This window comes from Geodermatophilus sp. SYSU D00705 (assembly GCF_054050135.1).
On record NZ_JBJGYT010000002.1, the window covers coordinates 206534 to 232765 of the forward strand.

At 76.0% G+C, this 26232-nt stretch carries 29 protein-coding genes; 12 read left to right on the plus strand and 17 right to left on the minus strand.

Annotation, left to right across the window (positions count from 1 at the left end; translation table 11 throughout):
- Positions 1-10 precede the first annotated feature (10 nt).
- The 5 genes from csrA (at position 11) to ACI78Q_RS02495 (ending at position 3406) form a co-directional block, all read left to right on the plus strand.
- A complete protein-coding gene (csrA, locus tag ACI78Q_RS02475; protein ID WP_456921732.1) occupies positions 11-346 on the plus strand; it encodes a carbon storage regulator CsrA in 336 nt (111 codons plus the stop codon).
- 201 nt (positions 347-547) lie between these two features.
- Positions 548-1006, plus strand: a complete 459-nt coding sequence (locus ACI78Q_RS02480) for a hypothetical protein (protein ID WP_456921733.1) — start codon at positions 548-550, stop codon at positions 1004-1006.
- A gap of 71 nt (positions 1007-1077) precedes the next feature.
- Complete coding sequence (locus ACI78Q_RS02485) at positions 1078-2175, plus strand: flagellar biosynthesis protein FliA (protein WP_456921734.1); 1098 nt, start codon at positions 1078-1080, stop codon at positions 2173-2175.
- 131 nt (positions 2176-2306) lie between these two features.
- Positions 2307-2651 carry a hypothetical protein gene (locus ACI78Q_RS02490; RefSeq protein ID WP_456921735.1) on the plus strand — a complete coding sequence of 115 codons (345 nt, stop codon included), beginning with the start codon at positions 2307-2309 and terminating at the stop codon, positions 2649-2651.
- Complete coding sequence (locus ACI78Q_RS02495; RefSeq protein WP_456921736.1) at positions 2648-3406, plus strand: hypothetical protein; 759 nt, start codon at positions 2648-2650, stop codon at positions 3404-3406. Before ACI78Q_RS02490 ends, ACI78Q_RS02495 begins: the two co-directional genes overlap by 4 nt.
- A gap of 85 nt (positions 3407-3491) precedes the next feature.
- Here the strand turns inward: ACI78Q_RS02495 and ACI78Q_RS02500 are convergent, their stop codons facing one another.
- From ACI78Q_RS02500 to ACI78Q_RS02520, 5 genes are all read right to left on the minus strand, one after another.
- Positions 3492-5141 carry an NlpC/P60 family protein gene (locus tag ACI78Q_RS02500; RefSeq protein WP_456921737.1) on the minus strand — a complete coding sequence of 550 codons (1650 nt, stop codon included), beginning with the start codon at positions 5139-5141 and terminating at the stop codon, positions 3492-3494.
- A 622-nt stretch (positions 5142-5763) separates the two neighbouring features.
- The gene (locus tag ACI78Q_RS02505; RefSeq protein ID WP_456921738.1) at positions 5764-5973 is read right to left on the minus strand and encodes a hypothetical protein; all 210 of its coding nucleotides are present in this window, start codon (positions 5971-5973) and stop codon (positions 5764-5766) included.
- A 100-nt stretch (positions 5974-6073) separates the two neighbouring features.
- Positions 6074-7387 (minus strand): citrate synthase, encoded by a 1314-nt coding sequence (locus tag ACI78Q_RS02510; RefSeq protein WP_456921739.1) that lies wholly within the window; start codon positions 7385-7387, stop codon positions 6074-6076.
- A 56-nt stretch (positions 7388-7443) separates the two neighbouring features.
- Positions 7444-7671, minus strand: coding sequence for a hypothetical protein (locus ACI78Q_RS02515; protein WP_456921740.1), 228 nt, complete (start codon positions 7669-7671; stop codon positions 7444-7446).
- A 59-nt stretch (positions 7672-7730) separates the two neighbouring features.
- Entirely contained in the window at positions 7731-9143 is a 1413-nt protein-coding gene (locus ACI78Q_RS02520) for a class II fumarate hydratase (RefSeq protein WP_456921741.1), read from the minus strand.
- A gap of 187 nt (positions 9144-9330) precedes the next feature.
- On the opposite strand from ACI78Q_RS02520, the gene ACI78Q_RS02525 reads away from it, so the two are divergent.
- Together ACI78Q_RS02525 and ACI78Q_RS02530 are read left to right on the plus strand one after the other, a co-directional pair.
- Entirely contained in the window at positions 9331-10518 is a 1188-nt protein-coding gene (locus ACI78Q_RS02525) for a hypothetical protein (protein ID WP_456921742.1), read from the plus strand.
- Positions 10519-10561: 43 nt separating this feature from the next.
- Positions 10562-11230 carry a DUF1707 domain-containing protein gene (locus ACI78Q_RS02530; RefSeq protein WP_456921743.1) on the plus strand — a complete coding sequence of 223 codons (669 nt, stop codon included), beginning with the start codon at positions 10562-10564 and terminating at the stop codon, positions 11228-11230.
- 79 nt (positions 11231-11309) lie between these two features.
- On the opposite strand, the gene glpX is transcribed toward ACI78Q_RS02530, so the two are convergent.
- Positions 11310-12359 carry a class II fructose-bisphosphatase gene (gene glpX, locus ACI78Q_RS02535; protein ID WP_456921744.1) on the minus strand — a complete coding sequence of 350 codons (1050 nt, stop codon included), beginning with the start codon at positions 12357-12359 and terminating at the stop codon, positions 11310-11312.
- 118 nt (positions 12360-12477) lie between these two features.
- Between glpX and ACI78Q_RS02540 the strand changes: the two genes are divergently transcribed.
- Positions 12478-13080, plus strand: a complete 603-nt coding sequence (locus ACI78Q_RS02540; protein WP_456921745.1) for a DUF4245 domain-containing protein — start codon at positions 12478-12480, stop codon at positions 13078-13080.
- On the opposite strand, the gene ACI78Q_RS02545 is transcribed toward ACI78Q_RS02540, so the two are convergent.
- The 3 genes from ACI78Q_RS02545 to ACI78Q_RS02555 are packed head-to-tail and all read right to left on the minus strand — an operon-like array spanning position 13068 to position 15910.
- Positions 13068-13283, minus strand: coding sequence for an exodeoxyribonuclease VII small subunit (locus ACI78Q_RS02545; protein WP_456921746.1), 216 nt, complete (start codon positions 13281-13283; stop codon positions 13068-13070). The genes ACI78Q_RS02540 and ACI78Q_RS02545 overlap by 13 nt on opposite strands.
- On the minus strand, positions 13280-14500 hold the full coding sequence (gene xseA / locus ACI78Q_RS02550) for an exodeoxyribonuclease VII large subunit (protein WP_456921747.1): 1221 nt from the start codon (positions 14498-14500) through the stop codon (positions 13280-13282). The genes ACI78Q_RS02545 and xseA overlap by 4 nt, the downstream gene beginning before the upstream one ends.
- 42 nt (positions 14501-14542) lie before the next feature.
- Positions 14543-15910 (minus strand): hypothetical protein, encoded by a 1368-nt coding sequence (locus ACI78Q_RS02555; protein ID WP_456921748.1) that lies wholly within the window; start codon positions 15908-15910, stop codon positions 14543-14545.
- 132 nt (positions 15911-16042) lie between these two features.
- On the opposite strand from ACI78Q_RS02555, the gene ACI78Q_RS02560 reads away from it, so the two are divergent.
- Positions 16043-17014: a 4-hydroxy-3-methylbut-2-enyl diphosphate reductase gene (locus ACI78Q_RS02560; RefSeq protein ID WP_456921749.1), complete on the plus strand. Its 972-nt coding sequence runs from the start codon at positions 16043-16045 to the stop codon at positions 17012-17014.
- Positions 17015-17096: 82 nt separating this feature from the next.
- Here the strand turns inward: ACI78Q_RS02560 and ACI78Q_RS02565 are convergent, their stop codons facing one another.
- The 6 genes from ACI78Q_RS02565 to ACI78Q_RS02590 all read right to left on the minus strand — a co-directional run bounded on the left by ACI78Q_RS02565 (position 17097) and on the right by ACI78Q_RS02590 (position 21878).
- The gene (locus ACI78Q_RS02565) at positions 17097-17846 is read right to left on the minus strand and encodes a DUF6542 domain-containing protein (protein WP_456921750.1); all 750 of its coding nucleotides are present in this window, start codon (positions 17844-17846) and stop codon (positions 17097-17099) included.
- A 214-nt stretch (positions 17847-18060) separates the two neighbouring features.
- Entirely contained in the window at positions 18061-19149 is a 1089-nt protein-coding gene (locus tag ACI78Q_RS02570; RefSeq protein WP_456921751.1) for a DNA recombination protein RmuC, read from the minus strand.
- Positions 19150-19195: 46 nt separating this feature from the next.
- A complete protein-coding gene (locus tag ACI78Q_RS02575; protein WP_456921752.1) occupies positions 19196-19744 on the minus strand; it encodes a methylated-DNA--[protein]-cysteine S-methyltransferase in 549 nt (182 codons plus the stop codon).
- A complete protein-coding gene (locus ACI78Q_RS02580; RefSeq protein ID WP_456921753.1) occupies positions 19741-21231 on the minus strand; it encodes an AlkA N-terminal domain-containing protein in 1491 nt (496 codons plus the stop codon). The genes ACI78Q_RS02575 and ACI78Q_RS02580 overlap by 4 nt, the downstream gene beginning before the upstream one ends.
- A 60-nt stretch (positions 21232-21291) precedes the next feature.
- Positions 21292-21594 carry a hypothetical protein gene (locus ACI78Q_RS02585; RefSeq protein WP_456921754.1) on the minus strand — a complete coding sequence of 101 codons (303 nt, stop codon included), beginning with the start codon at positions 21592-21594 and terminating at the stop codon, positions 21292-21294.
- 65 nt (positions 21595-21659) lie between these two features.
- A complete protein-coding gene (locus ACI78Q_RS02590; RefSeq protein WP_456921755.1) occupies positions 21660-21878 on the minus strand; it encodes a hypothetical protein in 219 nt (72 codons plus the stop codon).
- Between the two features lie 152 nt (positions 21879-22030).
- Between ACI78Q_RS02590 and ACI78Q_RS02595 the strand changes: the two genes are divergently transcribed.
- Positions 22031-22534, plus strand: coding sequence for an N-acetyltransferase family protein (locus tag ACI78Q_RS02595; protein ID WP_456921756.1), 504 nt, complete (start codon positions 22031-22033; stop codon positions 22532-22534).
- Here the strand turns inward: ACI78Q_RS02595 and ACI78Q_RS02600 are convergent.
- Positions 22518-23555: an alpha/beta fold hydrolase gene (locus ACI78Q_RS02600; protein ID WP_456921757.1), complete on the minus strand. Its 1038-nt coding sequence runs from the start codon at positions 23553-23555 to the stop codon at positions 22518-22520. The genes ACI78Q_RS02595 and ACI78Q_RS02600 overlap by 17 nt on opposite strands.
- Before the next feature lie 43 nt (positions 23556-23598).
- Between ACI78Q_RS02600 and ychF the strand changes: the two genes are divergently transcribed.
- Positions 23599-24672, plus strand: coding sequence for a redox-regulated ATPase YchF (ychF, locus tag ACI78Q_RS02605; protein WP_456921758.1), 1074 nt, complete (start codon positions 23599-23601; stop codon positions 24670-24672).
- Between the two features lie 24 nt (positions 24673-24696).
- Here ychF and ACI78Q_RS02610 read toward each other — a convergent pair whose 3' ends face one another.
- Positions 24697-25122: a cupin domain-containing protein gene (locus ACI78Q_RS02610; protein WP_456921759.1), complete on the minus strand. Its 426-nt coding sequence runs from the start codon at positions 25120-25122 to the stop codon at positions 24697-24699.
- A gap of 136 nt (positions 25123-25258) precedes the next feature.
- Here ACI78Q_RS02610 and ACI78Q_RS02615 point away from each other — a divergent pair, with 136 nt between their 5' ends.
- Positions 25259-26143 carry a sigma-70 family RNA polymerase sigma factor gene (locus ACI78Q_RS02615; protein WP_456921760.1) on the plus strand — a complete coding sequence of 295 codons (885 nt, stop codon included), beginning with the start codon at positions 25259-25261 and terminating at the stop codon, positions 26141-26143.
- The last annotated feature ends 89 nt before the right edge of the window (positions 26144-26232 follow it).

Sequence of the window (26232 nt, forward strand, 5' to 3'; positions counted from 1 at the left end):
AGGGGTACCCATGCTCACTCTCACCCGCAGCGTCGGCGAGACCATCCGCATCGGCGACGACATCGAGGTGCACGTCGTCGAGGTCCGTGGCGGCACGGTGCGCCTGGGGTTCAAGGCCCCGCGGGAGGTGACCATCCACCGCGAGGAGGTCTACCGGCAGATCGCCGAGGCCAACCTGCTCGCGGCCCAGGTCACCGCCGACACGCTCGGCGCGCTCGCCGCGTTCGCCCCCGCGGCGGTCGGCGCGCCCGAGTCGGCTCCCGACGGCGCCGCGACGGAGGCACCCGAGGCCCCGGCGGGCACGCCCGCGGGTCGCGGGAGGGCCGCGGAGGACGCCGCCGGCTGACAGATCTGACCGGGGGATGACCCCCCGCAGCTGGCGAGACCTGCCGAGCACCGCATCGGCCGGTTCCGATCCGCCACCGACACGGGCAAGACCTGCCGAAGAGAAGGCCCGACAACTGCGTTCGGCACAGCGAGTGTTGTGCTGCCTCTTGGCGTTGCATGCGCGAGAGTTGCCCCAAGCACGTCACAGGGGGCGATCACCATGCAACAGAGCGCAGTCACCGCGACCGGCATCGACGCCGGCGACCTCGGCACCGAGTCCGACACCGTGGTCGTGCACGTCCAGCTGCGGCCGCGTCGCGGGTCGACCCGGCGCTGCCTGGCGGCGCTGGCCGAGCTGGCCGGGGTCCACCCCGACGTCTCCTTCGACCTCACGGGGCTGAGCAAGGACGACCGCGTCGTCCGCGTCACCGTCGGCGTGGAGCTCGGCCCGCGCGCCGCGGTCGCCCGGTTCTCGCCCGAGGCGCAGGCGGCGTACGCCTTCGTGAGCGCCATCTTCACGACGCTGTACGACCACATGCCCGTCTACACCGTCGAGCCGAGCGGGGCCGAGCGGGCCGCCGCGGCCGACCTGATGAGCCGCCTGGAGTCGGGGTCGGCCACGCCCGCCGCCGTCCCCGCCCCGCGCCAGCCCCTGCCGGCCGAGCAGATCCCGGCCTGAACCCTCCCCGGGCGCCCTGCGTGGTGCCCGGCGCGGCCACGTCTTCCCCACACAGTCGCCCAGGAGTCCCGGTGTCCGACCGCATCCCCACCTCGTCCGACGTCCCCGCCGCGGCGCGCGGCCGCGCACCCCTCGTCTTCGGCGGCCTCCCCGAGGCCGAGGGCTGGGCCCTCGCCCCGATCACCCCGCGCGACCGGGTGCACTTCCGGGTCGACCGCGAGCTGCCCCTGGAGGAGTTCCGGCGCGAGCTGCCGGACGGCGTCACCGTCAGCTATGACCAGGGCGACGGCCTCTACCGGGTGGACGGCGCGTGCGGCTCGGCGCAGGTGCTGGCCGACTGGGTGCGGGCCTGGTGCGCCGGGCGCGGCTGCACGACGGTGGGCCTGCGGGCGGAGACCGACGTGCGGCGACGGGCCGCCCGCGACCTGCCGCCGGCCTACCTCGACGAGCTGTGCCGCCACTACCTGCCGGTGAGCCTCAAGCGGCTGCAGCGGAACATGAGCACCCTGCGGCTGCACCTGCCCGACCCCGACGACCTCACCCAGCAGGTGAGCGAGTGGATCCTCAAGGCGGTCGGGCAGTACGACGAGACCAAGGGCGTGCCGTTCGGGGCGTTCCTCGCCACGCAGCTGTCGAAGTGGGTGCACGACCTGGGCCGCAACGCCCACGGCCGCACCGCCGCCGACACGGAGAACAAGCAGCAGAAGGCGATCGCGGCCTTCACCGCCGAGCACCAGCGCAAGCCGAGCGAGAAGGAGCTGGCCGCCTACATGGGGCAGAGCGTCGCGACGCTGCGGCGCAACTCGCAGACGGTGGCGACCCTGAACGGGCTGCGCAACCTGCAGTCGCTGGACGGCGGGCCCGAGGGCACCGAGATCATGCTGCCCGACACCAGCGAGGCGCCCGACGAGATCATGGGCGAGGCGGAGCAGACGCTGCTGTCGCACGCGCTGACCGCCGCCTGCGCCCCGGACCCGACCGCGCGGCCGGACCAGCGGGCCGGCCAGCCCAACGTGCTCGGCTGGGCCACCTGGTACCTGACCACCTGGGGTGGCAGGACCAAGACGCAGCTGTCGGCCGACCTGGGCACGTCGGTGCGGAACATGAACGTCCACGCCGACCGCGTCGAGCGCAGCCTCAAGCAGCGGCTCGCCGAGCTCGCGGACTGATCCGTTCCGTCGGGAGAAAAGGGGCGGGGGACGGGTCGAATGCGCCGCCGGCCTGCCGATATCTCCTTCGTGATGGAACGCACGGGTCCCCGCCGCGACGGTGGGACCGTGCCGGGGCGGGACGGCGCCCGATGAGCGCCCTCGCCGCGGGAGAGCCCACCCCTGACGTGCTCCTGCCGCACTGGCTGGCCGCCACCGACCGCGAGCAGCTGGCCGCCGTCGTGCGCCGGGCGCTGGAGGACTCCAGCGTGCACCCGGTCGCGGCGGTGCACCTCGCCGACGTCCTGACCGAGCTGCACGTGGCGGCCGCGCGCGACGCCGTCTGGCCGGCGTCGGCCGCCCGCGTGCGGCGGGTGACCGGCTGGGGCGCCGACGTCCTCCCGGTGCGGCTGTCCGCGCGCGAGCTCGCCAGCGTCCTGGACCTGCCCGCCCTCCCGCCGCCCGTGCGGACCGCGCTCGGCCGGGGCCGCGTGTGACCACCGGTCCGGGCGGGGGCTCCGGCCTGCTGCAGCGGCTGCGCCCCGTGCCGGTGACCGTGGCCGACCTGCGACGGGCGGTGGCCGACGCCGTGCCGCAGCTCCGGACGCCGCGGCTGCGGATCACCCTCGTCGAGGACCGGGTCGACGGCCCGGTGCTCGTGGTCGTGGAGGGCGAGCGGCGCCAGCGGGTGCCGCTGCGCGACCTCGCCGAGGACATGACCGACGCCCGTGTCGCCCCCGGGCCGGACTCCCTGGCCGCGGCGCTCGCCGCCTGGGTCGAGTCGCGGCCCGTGCCGGACACCGCCGCGGCCGAGGCCGGGATCGCCGTCCTGGACTGGACCGACCGGAGGCAGACCGCGATCGGCTGGCGGGTCGTCGTCCGCCGGGGGCGGACCGCCCTGCCCTGGACGCCGTCGGCCGGACTCGGCCCGCGCGAGGTGCACCGGGTGCGGGCGGACGCCGCCCACCGGTCCGCGGCGGTCGCCGGCGAGCTGCGGGTCGAGGGACCGGTGGCGCTGTGGTCCCACCCGGAGGTGCCGCTGCTGGCCTCAGCGGTGCTGGTGCGCCCCGAGCGCCTGCTCGACCGGATCGCCGCGGCGGGCCTGGAGGTGGCCGACCCCCACGTGGTCGTCACCCCGAGCTCCGCGGTGGCGTGTGCCGGCGCGGGTGTCGCCGCCCGCCTCGCCGGGGAGACCGGCGAGGCGTGCGTGCGCCTGCCGTGGCAGCAGCTCGCCCGGCTCCGCTGGCTGTAGAAGGACCTCGTCCCCTCACCGCTCGCGGGCTCGCGGCGAACCTCTGGACGCGGCCGACCGGGTCGGGTCGTCGGCCGGCTCCCGTTCAGCTGAGCAGGCCGAACTCCCAGTGCCAGGGCTCGGGCTTCTCGCCACCGGGCCGGGCCCACTCCGGCTGGACGAACCCGAAGCGCCCCGCGTTCTCCGCCATCCACGTGTTCTGCGCCGTCCCGGCGACGTTGATCCCGCCGCACAGGTCGACCGCCAGCGCCCACCCGTGGTTCGACGTCCCGGGCACGGCGGCCAGGGCCGGCTTGGCGCGGAACGCCGTCACCTGGGCGGCGTGGGACCGGTAGGAGTCGGTGATGCACAGCGCGCGGCCGAAGGCCGCCTCGAAGGCGGTGGCCATCGCCGTGTAACCGGCGGCGGCGTCGCACCGCAGGGAGTGCCCGCGGGCGATCGTGCAGAGCGTGCCCGCCGGGATCCTCCCGTTCGACCAGCCACCCCACGCGGGGCTGACCGGGCCCACGGGCGTCGGGGGCGCGCCGCACGCGCCCCGGCCCGCGGTACCGGCCGGCAGGGCCGGGTTCGGCTCGGCCGGGCCGGGCAGGGTGGCCCGCACCGCGCCGGTGGCGTCGGACAGCGTCCGCACGCCGACCTGGTAGGTCGCGGCCGAGGCGGCGACGACCTGCCCCTCGCCGAGGTAGACCCCGACGTCCGTCCCGCCGTCTGCGAAGACGAGGTCGCCGACCTGGAGCTGGGACAGCGGGACGGCCGCCCCCCGGGTCCACTGCTCGGGAGAGCCGGTGGGCAGCGCGTACCCCGCCAGCAGCCACGCGCCGGCGGCCAGCCCGCCGCAGTCGTAGCCGTCCGGACCGGCGCCGCCGGGCACGTACGGCTTGCCGAGCTGGGCCAGCGCGCTGCTGACGGCCGCCACGGTCTCGGCCGGCAGCACGGTCACCGGCCGGCTGCCGACGACGGCCCACGCCACACCGGGGACCGGCTGGCCGGCGCCGTCGAGGGCGGGGGAGAAGCCGGGCGGCAGCGCCGCCGGGTCGGCCAGGGCGGCCGCCGGCGGCGGCGTGATGCCGGCCGCGGCCAGCGCCCCCAGGTGGTCCTGCCAGCGGCGCAGCGCCTGCTCGTTGGTCTCCTGCTGCGCGCCCGCCGACGGCACGGTGCCGAGTGCGGCCAGCTGGGCGGTGACGTCGGTGCGCAGCCCGCCGCTGTGCGCCCGCACGTCCGCGAGGACGGCCGCGGCCTGCCGCTCCACGGTGGCGACGGCGGCCTGCGCGGTGGCCACCCGCTCGACCGCGATCGCCAGGGCCGCCGCGGCACGGTCGGCCCGGACGACGACCCGCTCCAGGTCCCGCCCGGAGAGCTCCGCCAGCGCCGCCTCGCGCAGCACGTCGGCGGTGGCGGCCGGGTGCCGCACGCTCAACGTGAGGAGGGGGTGCCGCGCCTCGGGAGAGGTCCGGTAGAGCGCCGCGGCGCGGGCCCCGACGTCGGTGCGGGCGGTGGCCACGGCGTCGCGGGCGGCGCGCTCGGCGTCCTGCGCCTGCTGCAGCTCGGCCCGGCGGGCGGCGAGGTCCTGCTGCAGCGCCCGGTAGTGGTTCGCGCCGTCGAGCATCGTGCCCTGCGCGGCCAGCGCCAGGCTGGTGCTGTCGGTGGGTTCGGCCGCGCTGCCGGGAGCCTGCGTCCCCGGGGCCAGCAGGCCGGCGAGGACCGGCAGCACGAGACCGAGGGCGGCCAGCGACACCCGCACCTGCCAGTGGCGACGACCGGCGGGGGCGCCGTCGGGCCGCGCGCGGCCGGTGCCCCGCCGCGACCGCGACCTCGCGCGGGAGCGAACCTTCCGGGCCGGGGGACGCCGCCGGGCGGCACCCGGCCGGCCGGCTGGGGGAGTGGAGCCGTCGGCCCGGGCGGCGAGCGTCGCCCGCAACGCCCGGACCTGCTCGGGAGTGAGCGCGGGACGCGCCGAGGCCGCTGCGGGGCGAGGACGAGTGGCGGGGGCCCGGCCGGCGGGAGTCGTCGTGGTGGCGGGGGTCGTGCCGGCGGTGGCGCGCGGGCCGCCGGTCCGGGTGGCCTGGCGGAGGGCAGCCTGGCGGGCGGTGGCCTGGCGGAGGGCGGCCTGGCGGGCGGCGGCGACCAGCGCCGCCTGGCGTTCGGCCGGCGTGCCGCCGGGACGGGAGCCCCTCGTGCGCGGTGCGGGCACTGCGGATCCCCCGGCGTCCTCGTCGTACGTGGCCGGCTCCGCGATGTGCAGCGGAGCTCTCGGCCGTCGTATCGACGGACGCGGCGGGTGCCCGGAGGGCTCCGGGCGCCGGCGTCACCCCTCCGGGGGAGGGTGGATCGCGGGTGGCACCCGATCGGCGTAGCGGTCAGCGACCGGCGGGGGTGCGCTTGGCGGGGGGCCACCAGCCGCCGTGGTGGTGCTCGAGGGGGATGCGCAGCTCGCCGCCGTCCTCGGTGGAGACGACCAGCTCGACCTGCGCGACGCGGCGGTCGGCGCCGTCGAGGCGGACCACCTCACCGGTGGCCAGGGGGACGGGCGGGAGGGTCAGGTCGTCCTCGGGCGAGGACTCGGCCATGGGACTCCTCCCCGGGAGGCGCGGCTGGACGGTGTTCATGCTGCCCGAGACGCCGAGGTCCCGTCGCCCGGGTGGACGACGGGACCTCGGAGGCCGGTTCTCAGCGGTCGGCGATGTCCACGAACGCCCGCTCGGTCTCGCCGGTGTACACCTGGCGCGGGCGACCGATCTTGGTGGACGGGTCGGCGATCATCTCGCGCCACTGGGCGATCCAGCCGGGCAGCCGGCCGAGGGCGAACAGCACGGTGAACATCCGCGTCGGGAAGCCCATCGCCCGGTAGATCAGCCCGGTGTAGAAGTCGACGTTCGGGTAGAGCTTGCGCTGGATGAAGTAGTCGTCGCTGAGCGCGATCTCCTCCAGCTGGCGGGCCAGGTCGAGCAGCTGGTTGTCCCCACCGAGCTTGTCCAGCACAGCATCGGCGGTCTTCTTCACGATCGCCGCGCGCGGGTCGTAGTTCTTGTAGACCCGGTGCCCGAAGCCCATCAGCTTGACGCCGGGCTCCTTGTCCTTCACCCGCTGCACGAAGCGGTTGATGTCGCCGCCCTCGCGCTGGATGGACTCGAGCATCTCCAGCACCGACTGGTTGGCCCCGCCGTGCAGCGGACCGAACAGGGCGTTGATGCCGGCCGACACCGAGGCGAAGAGGTTGGCGTTCGAGGAGCCGACCAGGCGCACCGTCGACGTCGAGCAGTTCTGCTCGTGGTCGGCGTGCAGCACGAAGAGCATGTCCAGTGCCGCGGCGAGCTCGGGGTCGACCTCGTAGGGCTCGGCGGGGAACCCGAAGGTCATCCGGAGGAAGTTCTCCGTCAGCCCCAGCGAGTTGTCGGGGTACAGGAACGGCTGCCCGACGGACTTCTTGTACGCGTAGGCGGCGATCGTGGGCAGCTTGGCCAGCAGCCGCAGCGTCGAGATCTCGACCTGCTCGTCGTCGAACGGGTCCAGGGAGTCCTGGTAGAAGGTCGACAGGGCGCTGACCGCCGAGGACAGCACCGGCATGGGGTGCGCGTCGCGGGGGAAGCCCTTGAAGAACTGCTTGAGGTCCTCGTGCAGGAGGGTGTGCCGCCGCAGCCGGCAGTCGAAGTCGGCCAGCTGCTGGGCGTTGGGCAGCTCCCCGTAGATCAGCAGGTAGCTGGTCTCCAGGAAGCTGGCCTTGCCGGCCAGCTGGTCGATCGGGTAACCGCGGTAGCGCAGGATCCCGGCGTCACCGTCGATGTAGGTGATCGCCGAGGTGCACGACGCCGTGTTGACGAAGCCGATGTCGAGAGCGACCTGGCCGGTCGTGGCCAGGAGCTTGCTCGTGTCGATGCCGTCCGCGCCCTCCGTCGCGGGGACGACGGGAAGGGGCAGGTCTCCACCGGGATAGCGCAGGGATACGTCGGCGGTGCCGGCGGGTGCGCTCGCTGTCTCGCTCATCAGATGCGCACGCTACTCAATACCGGTCCGTAGGGCACCTGCCGGTCTCGGGGCGGTCAGGCGGAGGAGGGGACGGCCGGCGTCGCGCCGTGCCCCTGTCCCGTGCCCGCGGCGTCCGGGGCCGACCACAGTGGCGAGGCGACCAGCCGTTCCAGCCGGTCGAGGACGCCGTCGGCGAACACCGGCCGGCGGCCCGTCTCGGGGACCCGGAACGGGGCGTCGAGGCGCCGGAGGACGGCGGCGAGCAGGTACGCCCGCATGGTGTCGTCGAACAGCCCCGGCACCCCGACGCGGACCGCCCCCGCCCGGCCGGTCGCGGGGGCCCGCGACCGGCCGGTGCGGCTCAGGGGTGGGTCATCGACAGGACGTCGAGCGCCTCGTCGAGCTGGGCCTCGGTGAGCTTGCCCTGCTCCACGTAGCCGCGCTCCACGACCACCTGTCGGATCGTCTTCTGCTCGGCCAGCGACTGCTTGGCGACCTTGGCGGCCTCCTCGTAGCCGATGTACTTGTTCAGCGGCGTCACGATCGACGGCGAGGACTCGGCGTAGGCCCGGCACTGATCGACGTTGGCGACGATCCCGTCGACGCAGCGGTCGGCGAGCAGCCGGCTGACGTTGGCCAGCAGGCGGATCGACTCCAGCACGTTGCGCGCCATGAGCGGCAGGGTCACGTTGAGCTCGAAGACACCGGTGGTGCCGGCGTAGGTCACCGCGGCGTCGTTGCCGATCACCTGGGCGCCGACCTGGATGACCGCCTCGGGGATCACCGGGTTGACCTTGCCCGGCATGATCGAGCTGCCCGGCTGCAGGTCGGGCAGGAAGATCTCGCCGAGCCCGGTGCGCGGCCCCGAGCCCATCCACCGCAGGTCGTTGGCGATCTTCACCAGGCCGACGGCGATGGTCTTGAACTGACCCGAGGCCTCCACCAGGGCGTCGCGCGAGCTCTGCGCCTCGAAGTGGTTGCGGGCCTCGGAGAGCGGCAGGTCCAGGTCGGCGGCGAGCCGGTCGATGATCGCCGCGGCGAAGCCGGGCGGGGTGTTGATGCCGGTGCCGACCGCGGTGCCGCCCAGCGGCAGCTCGCCGACGCGGGGGAGGGAGGCCTCCAGCCGCTCGACCCCGTAGCGGACCGCCGCGGCGTACCCGCCGAACTCCTGGCCGAGGGTGACCGGGGTGGCGTCCATCAGGTGGGTGCGGCCGCTCTTGACGACCTCGGCGAACTCCGCTTCCTTGCGGGCGAGGGAGGCCTCGAGGTGCCGCAGCGCCGGGATGAGGTCGCGGACGATCGCCTTCGTCGCGGCCACGTGGATCGCCGACGGGAAGACGTCGTTGGACGACTGCGAGGCGTTGACGTGGTCGTTCGGGTGCACCGACGAGCCCAGCGCCTCGGTGGCGAGGGTGGCGATGACCTCGTTGGTGTTCATGTTGCTCGACGTCCCGGAGCCGGTCTGGAAGACGTCGATGGGGAAGTGCTGGTCCCAGTCGCCCTGGGCCACCGCGCCGGCGGCGGTGCCGATCGCGTCGGCGACCTCCTGCGGGAGCACGCCCAGCGAGGCGTTGACCGCGGCGGCCGCGCCCTTGATGGCGGCGAGGGCGCCGATCAGCTCGCGCTCGATGGGCGTGCCGGAGATCGGGAAGTTCTCGACGGCGCGCTGGGTCTGCGCCCGCCACTTCGCCCAGGCGGGGACCCGCACCTCGCCCATGGAGTCGTGCTCGATGCGGTACTCGTCCTGCCCTGCGCCGTCCTGCTGTGGGGCCACGCTGCGCTCCCGGTTCGTGGTGTGTCGGATCAGTGCTCCGCCCGCGACCCTAGAGGGCTCGCGCGGGCCGCTCGGGACGGACGCCGTCCCTGCCGCCCGCACGGGGACGACGGTCCTGGTCGCGGCGGCGGGTGGCCCCTAGCATGCCGACCGGCCGTCCGGCCTCCCTCTGGACCCGAGGACCGCCATGTCCCAGCCGCCGTCGAACCCGCCGCCCGGCGCCCCCGAGCCGCCGGGCGGACAGCCCGGCCGCCGGGGCCCGGACGACGAGGAGACCCAGCAGCTCGCCCCGTCCGGTCCGGACGACACGACGACGCAGCGGCTCGGCGGGGACGGCGGGACGACGCAGCAGATCAGGCCCGGGGACGTGCCGCCGCCCCCGGTTGCGGAACGGCAGGACACCCGGCGGTTCGGCCCGCCGCAGGCCGGTCAGCAGCCACCGGGGTACGGCCCGCCACCGGGCTACGGCGCGCCCCCGGGGTACGGCGCGCACCCGGGGTACGGAGCGCCCCAGGGGTACGGAGCGCCCCAGGGGTACGGCCCGGGACACGGACCGCCGCCCGGGTACGGCCAACCGCCCTACGGACCGCCGCCGGGCTACGGCCGGCAGCCGCCGTACGGGGGGCCGCCCTACGGGCAGGTGCCCTACGGCCAGCCGCCGTACGGGCCGCCCCCTCCCGGCCGCAGCCGGCGGACCGCGGTCCTCGCCGCGGTCGTCGCCGGCGTCGTGGTCCTCGCCGCCGTCGCCGTGGGGCTGTTCTTCCTCCTGCGCGACGACGGCTCCGGCCCCTCGTCGCGGACGACGGAGCCCTCCGCCTCGCCGTCGGAGTCCGCGCCGACCGGGCCCCCGCGCCGGACCGCGACCCCCAGCCGGCCGGTCCCGGCGCCGGCGCCCGCACCGGAGCCCTCCGGTGGACCGGACGTGCCGGCCGGTCGGCCGCCGGGCACCCTCGGCGACGACCCGGCGCTCGACGCCCTGGCCCAGCAGTGCTCCGAGGGCGACTGGACCGCCTGCGACACCCTCTACCTGGAGAGCGGGATCGACTCGGCGTACGAGGCCTACGCCGAGACCTGCGGTGGCCGCAACGAACCCGACCCGGGCGGCTGCGTGGGCCGCTACGCCGAGGGGGCGGCCGGTGGCATCCCGGCCGGCCTGCCGCCGGCCCAGCCGGCCCCGACCGGGATCGGCGACGAGGACGTCCAGCAGGTGGCCGACGGCTGCGAGGCCGGGATCATGGCCTACTGCGACATCCTCCGGCTGGCCACGCTCGACGAGACCGATCCGGCGCTGCGGCCCTACGGCGAGTACGGGCTCACCTGTGGCGGCCGCAACGAGCCGAGCGACACCGCGTGCACAGACCTGTACCCGGCCTGACGACGGTCCCCGCGAGCCGGGCGGTCCACTAGCGTCGGGGCCCGTGAGCACGAGCCCGGACGCCGTCCCCGACCCCGCCCCCGCCGTGCGCGCCTCCGACGCCGACCGCGAGGTCCTCGTCACCCGGCTGCAGAAGGCCCTGGCCGAGGGCCGGATCGACCTGCACGAGTTCGGCGAGCGGGTGGAGGGCGTCTACGCCGCCGTCACGACCGCGGAGCTGGGGAGGTTCGTCGCCGACCTGCCACCGGACGCGCCGCCGCCGGTGGAGATCGTGGGCACCCGCGTCCCCGAGTCGATGACGGCGGTGTTCGGCGACATCAAGCTGGAGGGCACCGCCGACGTGCCGCGGGACGTCTCGACGGTCTTCGGCGACATCCGCCTGGACCGGCGGAACCTGCGCACCGACGCCGACCGGGTCGAGCTGGTGCTCGGCACCGTGTTCGGGGACGTCGACGTGATCGTCGCCGAGGGCGTCGACGCCGAGATCTCCGGCTGGACGGTGTTCGGCGACAAGAGGACCCAGCTCGCGCCGGTGCCCCGGCTGGCCGGCACCCCGCGCGTCGTCGTCCGGGCGCGGACGGTGTTCGGCGATCTCAAGCTGCGCAGCCTGGCGCCGGGGGAGTCGCCGAGCCGCTGGCGGGCGGTCATGGACCGCCTCGCCCAACGGCACCTGCCCCCGCCGCCTCCGCTCCCGCCCCGCCCGCCGGTCTGACCCCGGCCGGACCCGGGCCCGGCCGGGGCCAGAGGCCCGCCGCGAGCTCGCGAGCGGTGAGGGGGGACGGGGTCCTTCGTCAGTTCTCCCGGTCGAACGGCACCGCGGAGTACGCGCGCAGCTTGGCCAGCGAGTGCAGGCTGTCGATGGAGCGGATGGTGCCCGAGCGGGAGCGCATGACCAGCGACTGCGTGGTGCAGCCACCGGCCCGGTACTGCACGCCGCGCAGCAGCTCGCCGTCGGTGATGCCGGTCGCGACGAAGAAGACGTCACCGCGGACCAGGTCGTCGATGTGCAGCACCCGGTCGAGGTCGTGACCGGCCGCGACGGCCTTGTCCCGCTCCTCGTCGTCCTTGGGCCACAGCCGGCCCTGCAGCGCACCACCCATGCACTTGAGCGCGCAGGCGGCGATGATCCCCTCCGGGGTGCCGCCGATGCCCAGCAGCAGGTCGACGCCGGTGCCCTCCCGGGCGGCGGCGATCGCACCGGCGACGTCGCCGTCGGTGATGAACTTGATCCGGGCGCCGGCCTCGCGCACCTCGTGCACCAGCTGCTCGTGCCGCGGGCGGTCGAGGATGCAGACGGTGACGTCCTCGGTCGAGATGCGCTTGGCCTCGGCCACCCGGCGGATGTTCTCCGCGACCGGGACGGTGATGTCGACGACGTCGGCGGCGGCCGGGCCGGTGGCGAGCTTCTCCATGTAGAAGACGGCCGACGGGTCGTACATGGCCCCGCGGTCGGCGACCGCCATGACCGCGATGGCGTTGGGCATGCCCTTGGCCATGAGCGTCGTGCCGTCGATCGGGTCGACCGCGACGTCGCACTCCGGACCGTTGCCGTCACCGACCTGCTCGCCGTTGTAGAGCATGGGCGCCTCGTCCTTCTCGCCCTCGCCGATCACGACGACGCCCTTCATGCTGACCGTGCCGATGAGCGCGCGCATCGCGTCGACCGCGGCGCCGTCCCCGCCGTTCTTGTCCCCGCGCCCGACCCACCGGCCCGCGGCCATGGCCGCCGCCTCCGTGACGCGGACCAGCTCCATGGCCAGGTTGCGGTCGGGAGCCGGACGGTCGGCGCGGAAGGTGCCGCCGTGGGGGGTCAGGGGGCCTTCGGGGAGCGGCAAGGACACGGGACCTCCTGGGAAAGGACCCCGTCCTCCCCGCCCTCGGCAAGCTCAGGGTGGGGCCCGGGACGGGGCACGTACGCGTGGCGGCAGAGCGGGGGAGCAGTGCTGCGATCCTAGGGGAATGACCGGAGCCGGCCCGACGAGCCAGCCCCCCGCCGGGGCAACGCCCACCCCCTCGCCCGCGATCGAGCGGGCCAACCGCATGAGTGCGGCCAACATGATCCGGTCGCTGGTCCCGCTCGTGGTCATCTGCCTGCTGATCGTCGCCTGGGTGACGTTCCGGCAGCCGGACGTGGACCCGGTCCGCGAGGTCGACCCCAGCAGCACCCTCCAGCTGGCGGCGGCCCGCGCCGGCTACCCGCTGGTCGCCCCGGCCGGCCTGCCCGACGGGTACCGGGTCACCAGCGCCCGCACCGACGCCGGCGGCGCCGACGCCGGGGACCCGGTGACCCTCGAGCTGGGCTACGTCACCCCGTCGGAGGAGTTCGCCGGCTACGTGGTCAGCGACGACGCCCGCGCCGACGCGGTCACCGGCGTCCTGGCCGGCGCCGAGGAGGAGGACACCGTCGACGTCGACGGGCAGCCCTGGACCCGGTCGACCACCGCGCGCGGGGAGACGGCGCTGTGGCGCGAGGACGCCGGGGTGACGGTGCTCGTCACCGGCTCCGCGACCGACGACGAGCTGACCGAGGTGGCCGGCGCGGTGCGGCCCTACTCGGGCTGATCACCCGGCGCGGCCGAGGCCAGGCGCTCCCGGGCGCGGTCCAGCCAGTGCTGGCACAGCTCGGCCAGGGCCTCGCCTCGCTCCCACAGGGCCAGCGACTCCTCGAGGGTGAGCCCGCCGGCCTCCAGCTTCCGGACGACGTCCGCGAGCTCCTCTCGGGCCTGCTCGTAGGTCGTCGTCGGCTCGTTCGTCGGCTCGCTCACGGCTGCACATCCTCCCTGTCGACGCGCACCGGCAGCCGGCCGCCCGCGACCCGCACCGTGAGCCGCTCGTCGTCGGCCACCTCGGCGGGGTCGCGGACCAGGGCGCCGTCGGCCCGCTGCAGCACCGCGTAACCACGCTGCAGCGTCGCCGCGGGGGACAGTGCCGCGACCCGCGCGCGGGCGTGCTCCAGGTCGCGCTCGGCGCCCTCCACCCGGTGGGTGAGCGTGCGGCGGGCCCGGGTGCGCAGCGCCAGCACGTCCTCGGCGCGGCCGTCCAGCAGCCGCTCGGGGGCGGCCAGCGCCGGCCGGCTGCGCACGCTGTCCAGCCAGCGTTGCTGCTGGTCCAGCCGGGCGGCCAGCAGGTGCCGGGCGCGGGCCCGCAGGCCGTCGACCAGCCGGCGCTGCTCGCCGATCTCGGGGACCACCCGGTGGGCGGCGTCGGTGGGGGTGGCCGCCCGGACGTCGGCGGCGTGGTCGACCAGCGTGGTGTCGGTCTCGTGGCCGACGGCGGTGACCACGGGGGTGCGGCAGGCGGCGATCGCCCGGACCAGCCCCTCGTCGGAGAACGGCAGCAGGTCCTCCACCGAGCCGCCGCCGCGGGCGACGACGATGACCTCCACGGCCGGGTCGGCGTCCAGCCGGCGCAGCCCGTCGATCACCGAGGCGGCGGCGCTGGGCCCCTGCACCAGGCTGTGGTGGACGGCGAAGCGCACGGCCGGCCAGCGACGCCGGGCGGTGACCAGGACGTCGCGCTCGGCGGCGCTGTCCCGGCCGGTGACGACCCCGACGACGGCCGGCGCGAACGGCAGCGGGCGCTTGCGGGCGGCGTCGAACAGACCCTCGGCGGCCAGCAGCCGGCGGATCCGCTCGATGCGGGCCAGCAGCTCACCCAGCCCCACCGCGCGGATCTCGGTGGCCCGCAGCGAGAAGGAGCCGCGGGCGATGTAGTAGTCGGGCCGGGCCCGCACGATGACCCGGGCGCCCTCGGTCAGCTCCAGGCCCGGCCGGTCGGCGACGTCCCGGGCGCAGGTGACCGGCACCGAGAGGTCGGCCGCCGGGTCGCGCAGCGTGAGGAAGACGGTGGCCGACCCGCGCCGCGACAGCTGGGCGATCTGCCCCTCGACCCACACCTCACCCAGCCGGCCGATCCACTCGGCGACCTTGCGGGCCACCGTGCGGACCGGCCAGGGGGCTTCCGGGGAGGACGGGGCGGTCATGCCCCCGAGGGTGCCAGCAGGCGACGACCGTCCCGCGAGGGGTCAGGCGCCGCGCGGTGCGAGCGGGCTGTTCTCCACGGCCTGCCGGTCCAGCTTCTCCAGCCGGTTGCGCAGCATGCGGAGGTAGGGCTCCCGGGCGCCGTGGGACTCCTCGTAGTCCAGGAGCTCCTGCACGGTCACGGCCTGGTAGCCGCGCAGCCGGCCGCGCAGCTGCGCGACGGTGAAGGTCTCGTAGCCGTCGACCGGCGCCGCGGCCTGGTCGCCGCCGCCCGCCTGCGCGCCACCGGCCTGCTCGCCGCTCGCCTGCTCGCCGCCGGTGGCCGCGGCCACCGGGGTGCCGCCCTCGTCGGTGGCCACCACCGGCTCGGTCCGCTCCTCGGCGGTCTCGCTCCCGGCGCCGCCGAGGGCGTCGTCCACGCGGGCGCCCGCGGCGGTGACGACCTCCTCGCCGCGGCCGGTCGCGTCGGCGTCGGCCGCCGGGGTCGCGGTGTCCGCCGCCGTCGTGGCGCGGCCCTCCCCGGCGCTGGACTCACTGCCGAGCGCCTCGTCGACCCGCGCCTCCTGCTCGGTGACGACGCGGTCGGCCGCGGTGCCCTCGGCCGGCGTCGGCTCGCCGGGGACGGCCTCGGGACCCGGCGCCTCCGGGGCGGCGACGCCCTCGTCGGTCACCGTGCCCTCGACGGTCTCGACCTGGCCGTCCGGGGTCAGGACGTCGACGTCGGTGGCGACGTCCGGCGTCTCTCCCGGCTGTGCGGCGTCGATCGCCGGACCGGCCGTGTCCTCGGCGGCGGTGTCGGCCGCGGCGCCGTTCCCGGTGACCGGGGCCGGCGGCGTGGTCGGGCTCTCCGCGATCAGGTCGGTGTCGACCAGGCCGCCGTCGGTGCCGCCGCCGTCGACCAGGGCGGTGTCGGGGGCCCCGTCGGCCTCCAGGAGCGCGGTCTCCAGCGCGTCCTCGGCGGTGAGCCCGGGCTCGGGCAGCTGCAGCTCGGCCGCCTGCACCTCGTCGGTGATGTCCTGGAGCGCCTCGACGACCTCCTCCGGCGAGGGCTCCGGGGGCAGCCCGGAGACCTCGTCGTCGACGAGACCGGCGGCCTGGTCGGCGACCTCCGCGTCGCCGGCCCGGTCGAACGCCGACGTGTGGACCCGGGTGTCGGACGTCGCCTCGGGCAGGTCGTCGTCGAAGGTGGCCAGCCCGGGCTCGTCCTCGCCCCGGATCCCGGTCAGCAGCTCGTCGCCGCGGGCGACCAGGCCCGCGTAGTGCTGTTGCAGCTTCATCGTGGCCTGCATGGCCAGGCCGAGCACGCGGACCGGCAGCCCCGGCAGCGTCTGCGGGAGCCGGCGGGCCTCGTCGAGGACGGTGGCGGCCAGGCCGGCGACGGCGCGGACGGCCTGGGGGATCTCACGCGACATGCCCCCAGCCTGCCGCAGCCGCTGCCGGTTGGCAGCCTCGTGCCGGCCGACGCCACCCGGACGGGCGCGGGGAGTGGCGGGCGTCTCCTCGCGCGGCCGGGCCGGAGGGCGCCGCCCACCTACCATGGAGCCATGGCTGATCAGCGCGGACGCGTCCTGCTGGCCGATCCCCGGGGTTACTGCGCCGGGGTGGACCGGGCGGTGGTCGCGGTCGAGCGGGCCCTGGAGATCCACGGCGCCCCGGTCTACGTCCGCAAGCAGATCGTCCACAACAAGCACGTGGTGGCCACCCTGGAGCGGCGCGGGGCGGTGTTCGTCGACGAGACCGCCGAGGTGCCCGAGGGCTCGGTGGTCGTCTTCAGCGCCCACGGCGTCTCCCCGGCGGTGCACCAGGAGGCTGCCGACCGGCAGCTGAAGACGATCGACGCCACCTGCCCGCTGGTGAGCAAGGTGCACCAGGAGGCCAAGCGGTTCGCCAAGGAGGACTACGACATCCTCCTGATCGGCCACCGCGGCCACGAGGAGGTCGAGGGCACCGCCGGCGAGGCCCCGGCGCACATCCAGCTCGTGGACGGCGCCGAGGACGTCGCCAACGTGCAGGTGCGCGACCCGGAGAAGGTCGTGTGGCTGTCGCAGACGACGCTCTCGGTCGACGAGACCCTCGCCACCGTCGACCGGCTGAAGAGCCGGTTCCCCGGTCTGCAGTCCCCGCCGAGCGACGACATCTGCTACGCCACGCAGAACCGCCAGCAGGCGGTCAAGCAGATGGCCGGAGAGTGCGACCTGGTGGTCGTCGTGGGCTCGACGAACTCGTCGAACTCGGTGCGGCTGGTCGAGGTGGCACTGGAGGCCGGCGCCCGCGCCGCGCACCTGGTGGACTTCGCCGCCGAGATCGACCCCGCCTGGCTCGAGGGGGTCACCACCGTGGGGGTGACCAGCGGCGCCTCGGTGCCGGAGGTGCTCGTCGGGGAGGTGCTCGACTGGCTGGCCGAGCGCGGCTACCCCGACGTCGAGACGGTCAAGGCGGCCGAGGAGAAGCTGGTGTTCGCGCTGCCGCACGAGCTGCGGGTGCGCCGCGCCGAGCCGGCGGCCGACCCGGCCTGAGGGTCGCCCCACGCACCGCAGACGACGGTGGCCCCCTCCCGTGCGGGAGGGGGCCACTGTCGTGTCGGGGCCGCGCGGCCGCTCAGCGGCGGGCGGCCCACCGGATGAGGGCGACCACGAGCGCGACGCCGGTCGCGACCGCCATGGACGGGAAGCCGCGGATCAGCAGGGTGGCCAGGCCCGCCAGGTTGACCGTCCCGAACACGGCGGTGACGGCGACGGCGGCGACGATGTACACCAGCGGCGGGGCGATCACCATGGTGGTGAGGTCGCGGCGGCGGACCAGCAGGGTGCCCAGCGCGGCGGCGATGGCGAGCGTGCCCAGCGTGAGGACCCCCAGGCCGGCGCTCAGGTAGGAGTCCGCGGCGGCGCCGACCAGCGTGACGACGAGCACGGCGAGGACGGCCGCCCAGCCGCGCAGCCGGCTGCCGCGCTCCGGCTGGTCGGCGGCCGGCCGGCCGGCGGAGCGGGACTCGGCCGGACGCGGGGCGCGGCGGCCGGAGGCGGGCTGGTCCTGGTCGGCCCGCTCCGAGGACCGCGGGCGCTCCTGGCGGCTGCGCTCGACCGGCGGGACGGCGGCCGAGCGGTGCGGCACCGGCGGCCGGGTGGAACGGGCACGGTCGTCCTCGGGGCGCCGGCGCTCGAGGCGGGCCAGGTGCTCGGGCAGCGGGGGGATGTCGGTCGAGCGCATCGGCCCGGCCGGTCGCGCCCGCGGGGGCACCGGCGGGCGGGGGATGCGCGACACGTACTCGGCCGCCTCGGGGCGGGGCGCCCGGGGGCCGGAGCGCATCCCGGACTCCCGCCAGGTGTCGGCCGTGCTCGCCGAGGCCATGGCGCACCTCCCCTTGCTCGTCGGGGGACCCCCGTCGTGGGGTTCCGCTCACGGGCAACGGTAGCCACGGGAGGGGGCCGGTGCCGGGAGGACCGACCGGGGGAGCGCTGTGCAGACCTGCCAAAACGACGGCTCCCGGCGCACACCTGGCGGTGGAGCAGGGACAGCTGTGACGAACCGATACAGACGCGACGGCTGGGACGTCGCCGGCCGGTCAGCCCGTGGTGCCGTCCCGGCCGACGTCGACCCCGGCCGGGCGCTCACCGAGCGGCGGCAGCTCGGCCGGCCGCAGCGTGCGGATCGTCGCCTCCACCGGCGGCGGGGTCGGCACCGGCGTCTCGGAGACGCCCAGGTCGTCGAAGCGGCGGGCGGCGACCAGCACCGACGACTCGTAGGAGCCGACCGTCTCGTTGTAGCGGGTCATCGTCGAGCTCAGCGCCGAACCCAGCCGGGTGAGGTGCCCCGACAGCGTGCTCAGCCGCGCGTGCAGCCGGCGGCCCACCTCGAGCACCTGGTCGGCGTCGCGGGCCAGCCGCTCCTGCCGCCACGAGTAGGCCACCGTGCGCAGCAGGGCCAGCAGCGTGCTGGGGGTGGCGAGGACGACGTCGCGGGCGAAGCCGTACTCCAGCAGCCCGGGCTCGGCCTCCAGGGCGGTGGTGAGGAACCCGTCGGAGGGGACGAACAGCACGGTGAAGGGCGCGGCCGGGCGGAACGCCGTCGGGTAGCGCCGGGCGGACAGGGCGTCGACGTGGGCGCGCAGCTGGCGGGCGTGCGCGGCGATCCGCTCGGCGCGGACCGTGACGTCCTCGGCCTGCACCGCCTCGATGTAGCCGGTGAACGGCACCTTCGCGTCGACGATCACCTGCCGGCCGTCGGAGAGCGTGACCACCAGGTCGGGCCGGACGCCGGCGCCGGCGTCGTTGGTGCCGCTGGGCTGCTCGACGAAGTCGCAGTGCTCCAGGAGGCCGGCCACCTCGACCACCCGGCGCAGCTGCACCTCGCCCCAGCGGCCGCGCACGTGCGGCGTGCGCAGCGCCGTCACCAGCGCCGCCGTCTCCTGCCGCAGCAGCGACGAGGCCTGCCCGACGGTGCCCATCTGCTCGCGCAGCTCCCCGTGCGCGGTGGCCCGGGCCCGCTCCATGCCGGCCAGCAGCCGGTGCAGGTGGTCCAGCGACTCGTGCAGCGGGTCGAGCCCGTCGTCGGCCGGCCGGCGCCGGGAGAGCAGTGCGACGACGCCGAGGGTGGCCGCGGTGGCCAGCAGCGCGCCGAGGAGGAGACCGGTGAGCAGGGAGGCGGCGTCCATGATCGGCGAGCCTGCCGGACGGGTCCGACAGTTCGGGGGAGGCGGGTCAGACGAGGGTGAGGTGGCGCCGGGGTGTCGCGGCCGCCGCCTCGTGGTCGAGCAGCCACCGCTTCACCGGCGTCCCCCAGCGGAAACCGCCGAGGCCGCCGTCGGAACCGAGCACCCGGTGGCAGGGCACGAACAGCGCGGCGGCGTTGCGGGCGCAGGCGTTGGCCGCCGCCCGCACGGCCGAGGGCCGGCCGCACCGCGCCGCGAAGGCGGCGTAGGTGTCCGGCTCGCCGGCCGGCACGGTGCGCAGCACCTCCCAGGCGTCCTCGAGGAACGGACCGGAGCGCTGCCGGACGGGGACGCCGTCGATCGCGGTGACGTCGCCGTCGACGAAGGCGGTCACCGTGTCGAGGACGGGCAGGTGGTCGGCCCGCTCCACCCACGTGGGGCGCAGCGAGCGGTGGACCACCGGGAGCAGCTCGGCGACGTCGTCGGTCCAGCCGCTGGCGAGGACGACGTCGGAACCGTCCGGGGCGGCGGTGACGACGACGGTGAACGGTCCGGGCGGGGTGTCCACGGTGGCGAACCGGGCGGGCTGGGCGGTCATGATGCGCTCCGTTCGGAGTGGGACGGCGGGCGGCGGGTGAACAGGTCGGGGACGGCCATCGCCCACAGGTGCATGACCGCGTACGAACGCCACGGGCGCCAGCGGCTGACGGCCTCGGTGTCGGAGCTGCCGAGTGCCACCAGCGAGCGCCGCAACGCGAGGTCACCGGGCAACCACACGTCGGGGTCGGCCAACCCGCGGAGGGCGACCAGGGCGGCGGTCCAGGGGCCGATCCCGGGCACGGCGCGCAGCGCCCGGACGGCGTCGTCGCGGTCGGCACCCGGGTCGAGGGGCACCGCGCCGTCGGCGAGGGCCGCGGCCAGCGCGTGCACCGTGGCCCGGCGCGCCCCGGTGAGGCCGACGGTGGTCAGGTCGGCCTCGGCCAGCGCGGCGCCCCGCGGGAACACGTGCGTGAGCGTGCCGACCGGCTCGGGCAGCGGCGTGCCGGCCGCCGCCAGCAGCCGGGCGCCGAGGGTGCGGGAACCGGCCACCGAGACCTGCTGGCCGAGCACCGCGCGCACGGCCAGCTCGCCGGCGTCGGGGGCGGCGGGCACCCGGCGGCCGGGGGCGGTGGCGACGAGCGCGGCCAGGGCCGGGTCGGCCCCCAGGACGTCGTCCACCGCGGCGGGGTCGGCGTCCAGGTCGAGCATCCGGCGGCAGCGGGCCACCGCCACCCCGAGGTCCCGCAGCTGCGTCAGCCGCAGTCGTGCGGTCACCCCGGGGGCGCCGGCGGTGGGGGAGAGCCGGACGACGGCCGGGCCGTGCGGCAGGTCGAGCACGCGGGCGTACGTCGTCCCGTCCCACTCCTCGAGGCCGGGGACGGCGTGCGCGCCCAGGAAGAGCAGGACCTCCTCCGCCGGGTAGGGGTCGCGGGCGGCCAGCCGGAGGGTGAGCTCCCCCGGGGCGCCGGAGGGGGCGGCGGGGGCGGTCCGGCGCAGTCCGGTCGGGGTGGTCGCGAAGAGCTCGCGGACGGTGTCGTTGAACTGCCGGATGCTGGCGAACCCCGCGGCGAAGGCGACGTCGGCCATGGGCAGGGTGGTGGTCTCGACGAGCACGCGGGCGGTCTGCGCGCGCTGGGCGCGGGCGAGGGCCAGCGGTCCGACGCCCAGCTCGGCCACGAGCAGCCGGTGCAGCTGGCGCTCGGAGTAGCCCAGCCGGGCGGCCAGGCCGGGGACGCCGGAGCGCTCCACCTCGCCGTCGGCGATCAGCCGCATGGCGCGGGCGACGACGTCGGCGCGGACGTCCCACTCCGGGGAGCCGGGGACGGCGTCGGGGCGGCACCGCCGGCAGGCCCGGTACCCGGCGGCCTGGGCGGCGGCCGCGGTGGAGAAGAAGCTGACGTTGCGGGCCAGCGGGGTGCGGGCCGGGCAGGAGGGCCGGCAGTAGATGCCGGTCGTGGCGACGGCGGTGAAGAACCACCCGTCGAAGCGGGCGTCGCGGCTGGTCACCGCCCGGTAGCACCGCTCGGCGTCGAGGGAGCTCGTCATGCACCGAGCATGGCAGCCGGAGGGGCGGAGGACTGGCGGTTTTCGGACGGGGCCGTCGTCCTAGTGCAGGCGCCCGTCGTCCCGGACGACGCGCAGGTGCGGCCCGGTGCCGACGTCGCCGCGGACGTCGTGCACCTGCGGCAGCCCGGCCGCCCGCCGCACGCGGTTCTCGGGGACGTCGATCGCCGTGGCCAGCGCCGCCGCCAGCCGCTCGCTGACCATGCCCGAGTGCCGGCCGTGCGCGATCCGGGCGATCGTCTCCGGGGCGACCGCCCAGTGCGCCCGCCGGGAGGCGTCCTCGGCGGTCGCGCCCAGCTCGATCAGGCGCCGCTGCACCAGCTGCTGCAGCTCGTTGTCGGCCACCCCGGCAGGCTATGCGCGGACGCGCCGCCGGTCAGCCCGGATCGCCGGACCGGCGGGTCGCCGGGTCAGCGGGGGAGGGCGACCCGGGCGCGCGGAGCGGGAGCGCTGCGGCGCCGGATCCAGCGGGCCCAGGAGTCCAGCGCGGCCGCGAGGAGCACCAGCCCCAGGCCGCCGAACAGGTTGGCCGGGCGCGTCTCGGGCAGCAGCACGGCGAGCAGCAGCGCGGCGGTGCCGCCGACGACGAGCACGCCCGCCGCCGGGCCGGTCCACAGTCCTCGTTCCACGGTCGTTCCCCCCGTCGACCCGCGGATCCCCCGATACGCGGTGAGGTCACGGACGGTAGTGGCTGCCCGTGGCGCTGACCAGGTGTTCTCCTCCTGAGGGGTGGTGGCGGTCACCATCCGTGTGTGCGTGACACCGGGGCGAGGATGGGCCGATGACACAGCCGGAGCCGGACGTCGTCGTCCGCCGGGCGCGCCCGGCCGACGCGGCGGAGCTGGCCGCGGTGAGCCGGGCGGCCATCGAGGGCTCCGCCGCCGGGCACTACACGCCGGCGCAGCTCGCGGCGTGGGCCGCGCGGCGGTCCGACGCCGCGCACGCGCGGTTCGTCGAGACGACGACCGTGCTGGTGGCCGAGGTGGACGGCGTCGTGGCCGGGTTCGCCTCGGTGGCGCTGTCGCCCGTCGACGCGCTGGTGGCGGGGGAGGTCGATCAGCTGTACGTGGCGCCGTCCGCGGGCGGGCGCGGGGTGGCGCGGGCGCTGCTGACGGCGGTGGAGTCCGTGGCGCGGACCGCCGGGCTGGCGTCGCTGGTCACGCACGCGTCGTGGCGGGCGGCGCCGGTGTTCGAGCGCATGGGCTTCCGGCAGGTCGCGGTCGAGAGCGTGACGCTGGACGGCGAGACCCTGACCCGGGCCCGGATGGTCAGGCCGCTGGACTGACCGGCTCTCCCGCCGGCGACGCGTCGGCCGCGGGCGGCAAGGCGCGGGCGAGCAGCTCGACCAGCAGCCGGCTGACCTCCGCGCGGCGCTCCAGCTGGACCATGTGCCCGACCCCCGGGTACACGGCGAGCTCGGCCATCGGCAGCGCGTCGGCGATGACCCGGCTGTGCTGGACCGGGCAGAGCCGGTCGGCGTCCCCGACGACGACCAGCGCGGGCACCTCGGCGAGCGCCGCCAGCGCCCGGACCCGGTCGTGGTCGGAGAAGGTCGGCAGGAAGGCGGCCACGGTCTCGGCGGAGCAGGCGCGGTGCACCTCCCGCGTCATGGCGACGTCCGCGGGGTCGGCGTCCGGACCGAACACCAGCCGCATGGCCGACCCGCCGACCGTGCGCGCCTTCCCGGCGCGCTCGGCGCGGGCGTTGCGCTCGTTGAGCACCGGCAGCACCTTCTTGACCACCCGGGCGACGGGCGCCGGGAGGCCGTACGTGACGGCGTCCATCTGCCCGGAGCTGGTCGCGACGAACGCGGCGGCGACGACGCGGTCCCCGAACAGCTCCGGCCGCTGCTCGGCCAGGGCCATGAGCGTCATCCCGCCCATGGAGTGACCGCCGAGGACGACGGGCCCGGCCGGGGCGACGGCCTCGACGACGCGCGCCAGGTCGCGGCCGAGCTGCTCGATGGTGGCGCGGTCGCGGGCCGAGCGGCCGGAGGCGCCGTGCCCGCGGTGGTCGTAGGTGACGACGCGGAGGTCGGGGCGGGCGTCGAGGAGGTCCCGGACCTGGCCGGCCCACAGCCGGGAGGACTGCACGTAGCCGTGCGCCAGGACGACGGTGGCGCTGGGCTGGTCGGCGCCGAAGACCTCGACGTGCAGCGGGACGCCGTCCTCGGTGGTCACGGTGCGCTCCTGACCGCGCGGCACCGGGACCGGCCGTGACGGGGCGGCGGGCCGGGCAGCGCGGCGGCGGGCGGCCGCTGCGGCGGCGACGGTCAGGCCGGCGAGGGCCACGGTGCGCGTGCGCATCGGCACAGTCTGCCTGCGGGCGAGCCACGTAGGCTGGACCCCCGTGAGTCTCACCATCGGCATCGTCGGGCTGCCCAACGTCGGCAAGTCGACGCTGTTCAACGCGTTGACCAAGAACGACGTCCTGGCCGCGAACTACCCGTTCGCCACCATCGAGCCCAACGTCGGTGTGGTAGGCGTGCCGGACCCGCGGCTGGCGAAGCTGACCGAGCTGTTCGGCTCGCAGAAGACCATCCCGGCCACGGTGTCGTTCGTGGACATCGCCGGCATCGTGCGCGGCGCCTCCGAGGGGGCCGGGCTGGGCAACAAGTTCCTGGCCAACATCCGCGAGAGCGACGCGATCTGCCAGGTGATCCGGGTGTTCACCGACCCCGACGTGGTGCACGTCGAGGGCAAGGTCGACCCGGCCGACGACATCGAGACGATCAACACCGAGCTCGTCCTCGCCGACATGCAGACGCTGGAGAAGGCGATCCCGCGGCTGGAGAAGGAGGCGAGGAAGGACAAGGAGCGCGCCGCGCTGCTCTCCGCCGCCCTCGACGCGCAGAAGGTGCTGGACGAGGGCCGGACCCTGTTCGCCGCCGGCGTCGACCCCGAGCCGCTGCGCGAGCTGACCCTGCTGACCACGAAGCCGTTCCTCTACGTGTTCAACGTGGACGAGGAGGAGCTGGCCAACGAGTCGCTCGTCGCCGAGCTGCGGGCCCTCGTCGCGCCGGCCGAGGCGATCCTCATGGACGCCAAGATCGAGGCCGAGCTCGCCGAGCTGCCCGAGGAGGAGGCCGCCGAGCTGCTCGCCGGCATCGGCCAGGAGGAGCCCGGCCTGCACCAGCTGGCCCGCGTCGGCTTCGCCACGCTCGGCCTGCAGACCTACCTGACCGCCGGGCCCAAGGAGGCCCGCGCCTGGACGATCCCGGTCGGCGCGACCGCCCCGCAGGCGGCCGGCGTCATCCACACCGACTTCCAGCGCGGCTTCATCAAGGCCGAGATCGTCTCCTTCGACCAGCTCGTCGAGGCCGGGTCGATGCAGGAGGCCAAGGCCCGCGGCTGGGTCCGCATGGAGGGCAAGGACTACGTCATGGCCGACGGCGACGTCGTGGAGTTCCGCTTCAACGTCTGACCCCGAGGCCGTCCGGGGCGCGTGTCACCCCAGGCGGTCGAGGACCTCCTGCAGGATGGGTGGGCCGAGCGGCACCACGTCGGGGACCGGTTGCAGCGCCCACGGCGCCGGCTCGGTGTCCTGCGCCTGCGCGGCCATCCGGGCGAGCTGGCGCTCGAAGCCGGCAGGCGTGCACACGAGCAGGTACCGCGCCGGGGCGTCCCGGCGGTTGGCGAGCGCGTGAGCGGTGCCCCGCGGGGCGAAGGCCAGTTGCCCCGCGGTCCGGGCGAGGAGCACCTCGCCGACGCGGAAGACGAGCTCGCCGTCCAGCACGTAGAAGGTCTCGTCGAAGTCGTGGCGGTGCAGCGGCGGTCCAGCGCTGAGGGCCGGGACGGTGTTCTCCACGACGGACACGTGGCCGTCGCTGTCCTCGGCTCGCAGGAGGACGGCGCTGCGGAGGTCGGTGGGCATGGGATTCCTCTCGAGGTCGACGGTGGGCCGCACTCCTCGGCGCCGGCGGGTCCGGGAACGGGACGGGGTCGCCTGTCACATCGCCGCGGTCGGCGCCGTCACAGCACTGACGGTCCGCGGCGGGAGGATGTGACAGGTGAGTGAGGACCCGGCGCGCGCGGAGCTGGCGCTGGCGGAACGGTTCCAGGCGCACCGCGCCCACCTGCGGTCGGTGGCGCACCGGATCCTCGGTTCCACCGACGAGGCCGACGACGCCGTCCAGGAGGCGTGGCTGCGCCTGCAGCGCAACGGGTCCGCCGACGTGGACAACCTCGGTGGCTGGCTGACCACCGTCGTCGGCCGGGTGTGCCTCGACGTGCTGCGCCGCCGGAGCGCGCGCCCCGAGGAGTCGCTCGAGCTCCACCTGCAGGATCCCGAGGGCGGCCTCGATCCCGAGCGTGAGGCGGTGCTGGCTGACTCCGTCGGCCGTGCGCTGCTCGTCGTGCTGGACACGCTGACCCCGCCGGAGCGGATCGCGTTCGTGCTGCACGACCTCTTCGCCGTCCCGTTCGGCGAGGTCGCGGCGGTCCTCGACCGCAGTCCCGCCGCCGTACGCCAGCTGGCCAGCCGCGCCCGGCGCCGGGTGCAGGGTGCAGCGCCGGACGGCGGGGGCGCATCGGCCGCCGGGCGCCGCCAGGAGGTGGTGCAGGCGTTCCTCGTCGCCGCGCGCGGGGGTGACCTCGCCGGACTGCTGGCCGTCCTCGACCCGGACGTCGTGCTCCGGGCGGACGCTGCCGTTCCCGCGCTCGGCGGGGTCGAGCGGCTCGACGGTGGGGAGGCGGTCGCCGGTGCCTTCCTCGGCAGGACGCGGGCTGCGCGTGCCGCGCTGCTCGACGGAGCCGCCGGCGCGGTGTTCGTGTCGGACGGCAGGCTGACCGGGGCACTGGAGTTCGTCGTGACGGGCGGCCGGATCGCCGCCGTCGAGGTCGTCTCCGACCTCGTCGTCCTCGGCGGCCTCGACGTCGTGCTGCTCGAGACCTGAACCCGTCGACCGACACCGCAGCGCCCCGCGGCACCTCGGTGTCTATTGACAATCGATAGGTAAACGTCGAAACTCGATGTTCAGCCGAC

Coding starts and splice junctions, on each gene's coding strand:
- csrA (WP_456921732.1), top strand. CDS start 11: ATGCTCACTCTCACCCGCAGCGTCGGCGAGACCATCCGCATCGGCGAC.
- ACI78Q_RS02480 (WP_456921733.1), top strand. CDS start 548: ATGCAACAGAGCGCAGTCACCGCGACCGGCATCGACGCCGGCGACCTC.
- ACI78Q_RS02490 (WP_456921735.1), top strand. CDS start 2,307: ATGAGCGCCCTCGCCGCGGGAGAGCCCACCCCTGACGTGCTCCTGCCG.
- ACI78Q_RS02505 (WP_456921738.1), bottom strand. CDS start 5,973: ATGGCCGAGTCCTCGCCCGAGGACGACCTGACCCTCCCGCCCGTCCCC.
- ACI78Q_RS02510 (WP_456921739.1), bottom strand. CDS start 7,387: ATGAGCGAGACAGCGAGCGCACCCGCCGGCACCGCCGACGTATCCCTG.
- ACI78Q_RS02525 (WP_456921742.1), top strand. CDS start 9,331: ATGTCCCAGCCGCCGTCGAACCCGCCGCCCGGCGCCCCCGAGCCGCCG.
- ACI78Q_RS02540 (WP_456921745.1), top strand. CDS start 12,478: ATGACCGGAGCCGGCCCGACGAGCCAGCCCCCCGCCGGGGCAACGCCC.
- xseA (WP_456921747.1), bottom strand. CDS start 14,500: ATGACCGCCCCGTCCTCCCCGGAAGCCCCCTGGCCGGTCCGCACGGTG.
- ACI78Q_RS02555 (WP_456921748.1), bottom strand. CDS start 15,910: ATGTCGCGTGAGATCCCCCAGGCCGTCCGCGCCGTCGCCGGCCTGGCC.
- ACI78Q_RS02560 (WP_456921749.1), top strand. CDS start 16,043: ATGGCTGATCAGCGCGGACGCGTCCTGCTGGCCGATCCCCGGGGTTAC.
- ACI78Q_RS02565 (WP_456921750.1), bottom strand. CDS start 17,846: ATGGCCTCGGCGAGCACGGCCGACACCTGGCGGGAGTCCGGGATGCGC.
- ACI78Q_RS02570 (WP_456921751.1), bottom strand. CDS start 19,149: ATGGACGCCGCCTCCCTGCTCACCGGTCTCCTCCTCGGCGCGCTGCTG.
- ACI78Q_RS02575 (WP_456921752.1), bottom strand. CDS start 19,744: ATGACCGCCCAGCCCGCCCGGTTCGCCACCGTGGACACCCCGCCCGGA.
- ACI78Q_RS02580 (WP_456921753.1), bottom strand. CDS start 21,231: ATGACGAGCTCCCTCGACGCCGAGCGGTGCTACCGGGCGGTGACCAGC.
- ACI78Q_RS02595 (WP_456921756.1), top strand. CDS start 22,031: ATGACACAGCCGGAGCCGGACGTCGTCGTCCGCCGGGCGCGCCCGGCC.
- ACI78Q_RS02600 (WP_456921757.1), bottom strand. CDS start 23,555: ATGCGCACGCGCACCGTGGCCCTCGCCGGCCTGACCGTCGCCGCCGCA.
- ACI78Q_RS02610 (WP_456921759.1), bottom strand. CDS start 25,122: ATGCCCACCGACCTCCGCAGCGCCGTCCTCCTGCGAGCCGAGGACAGC.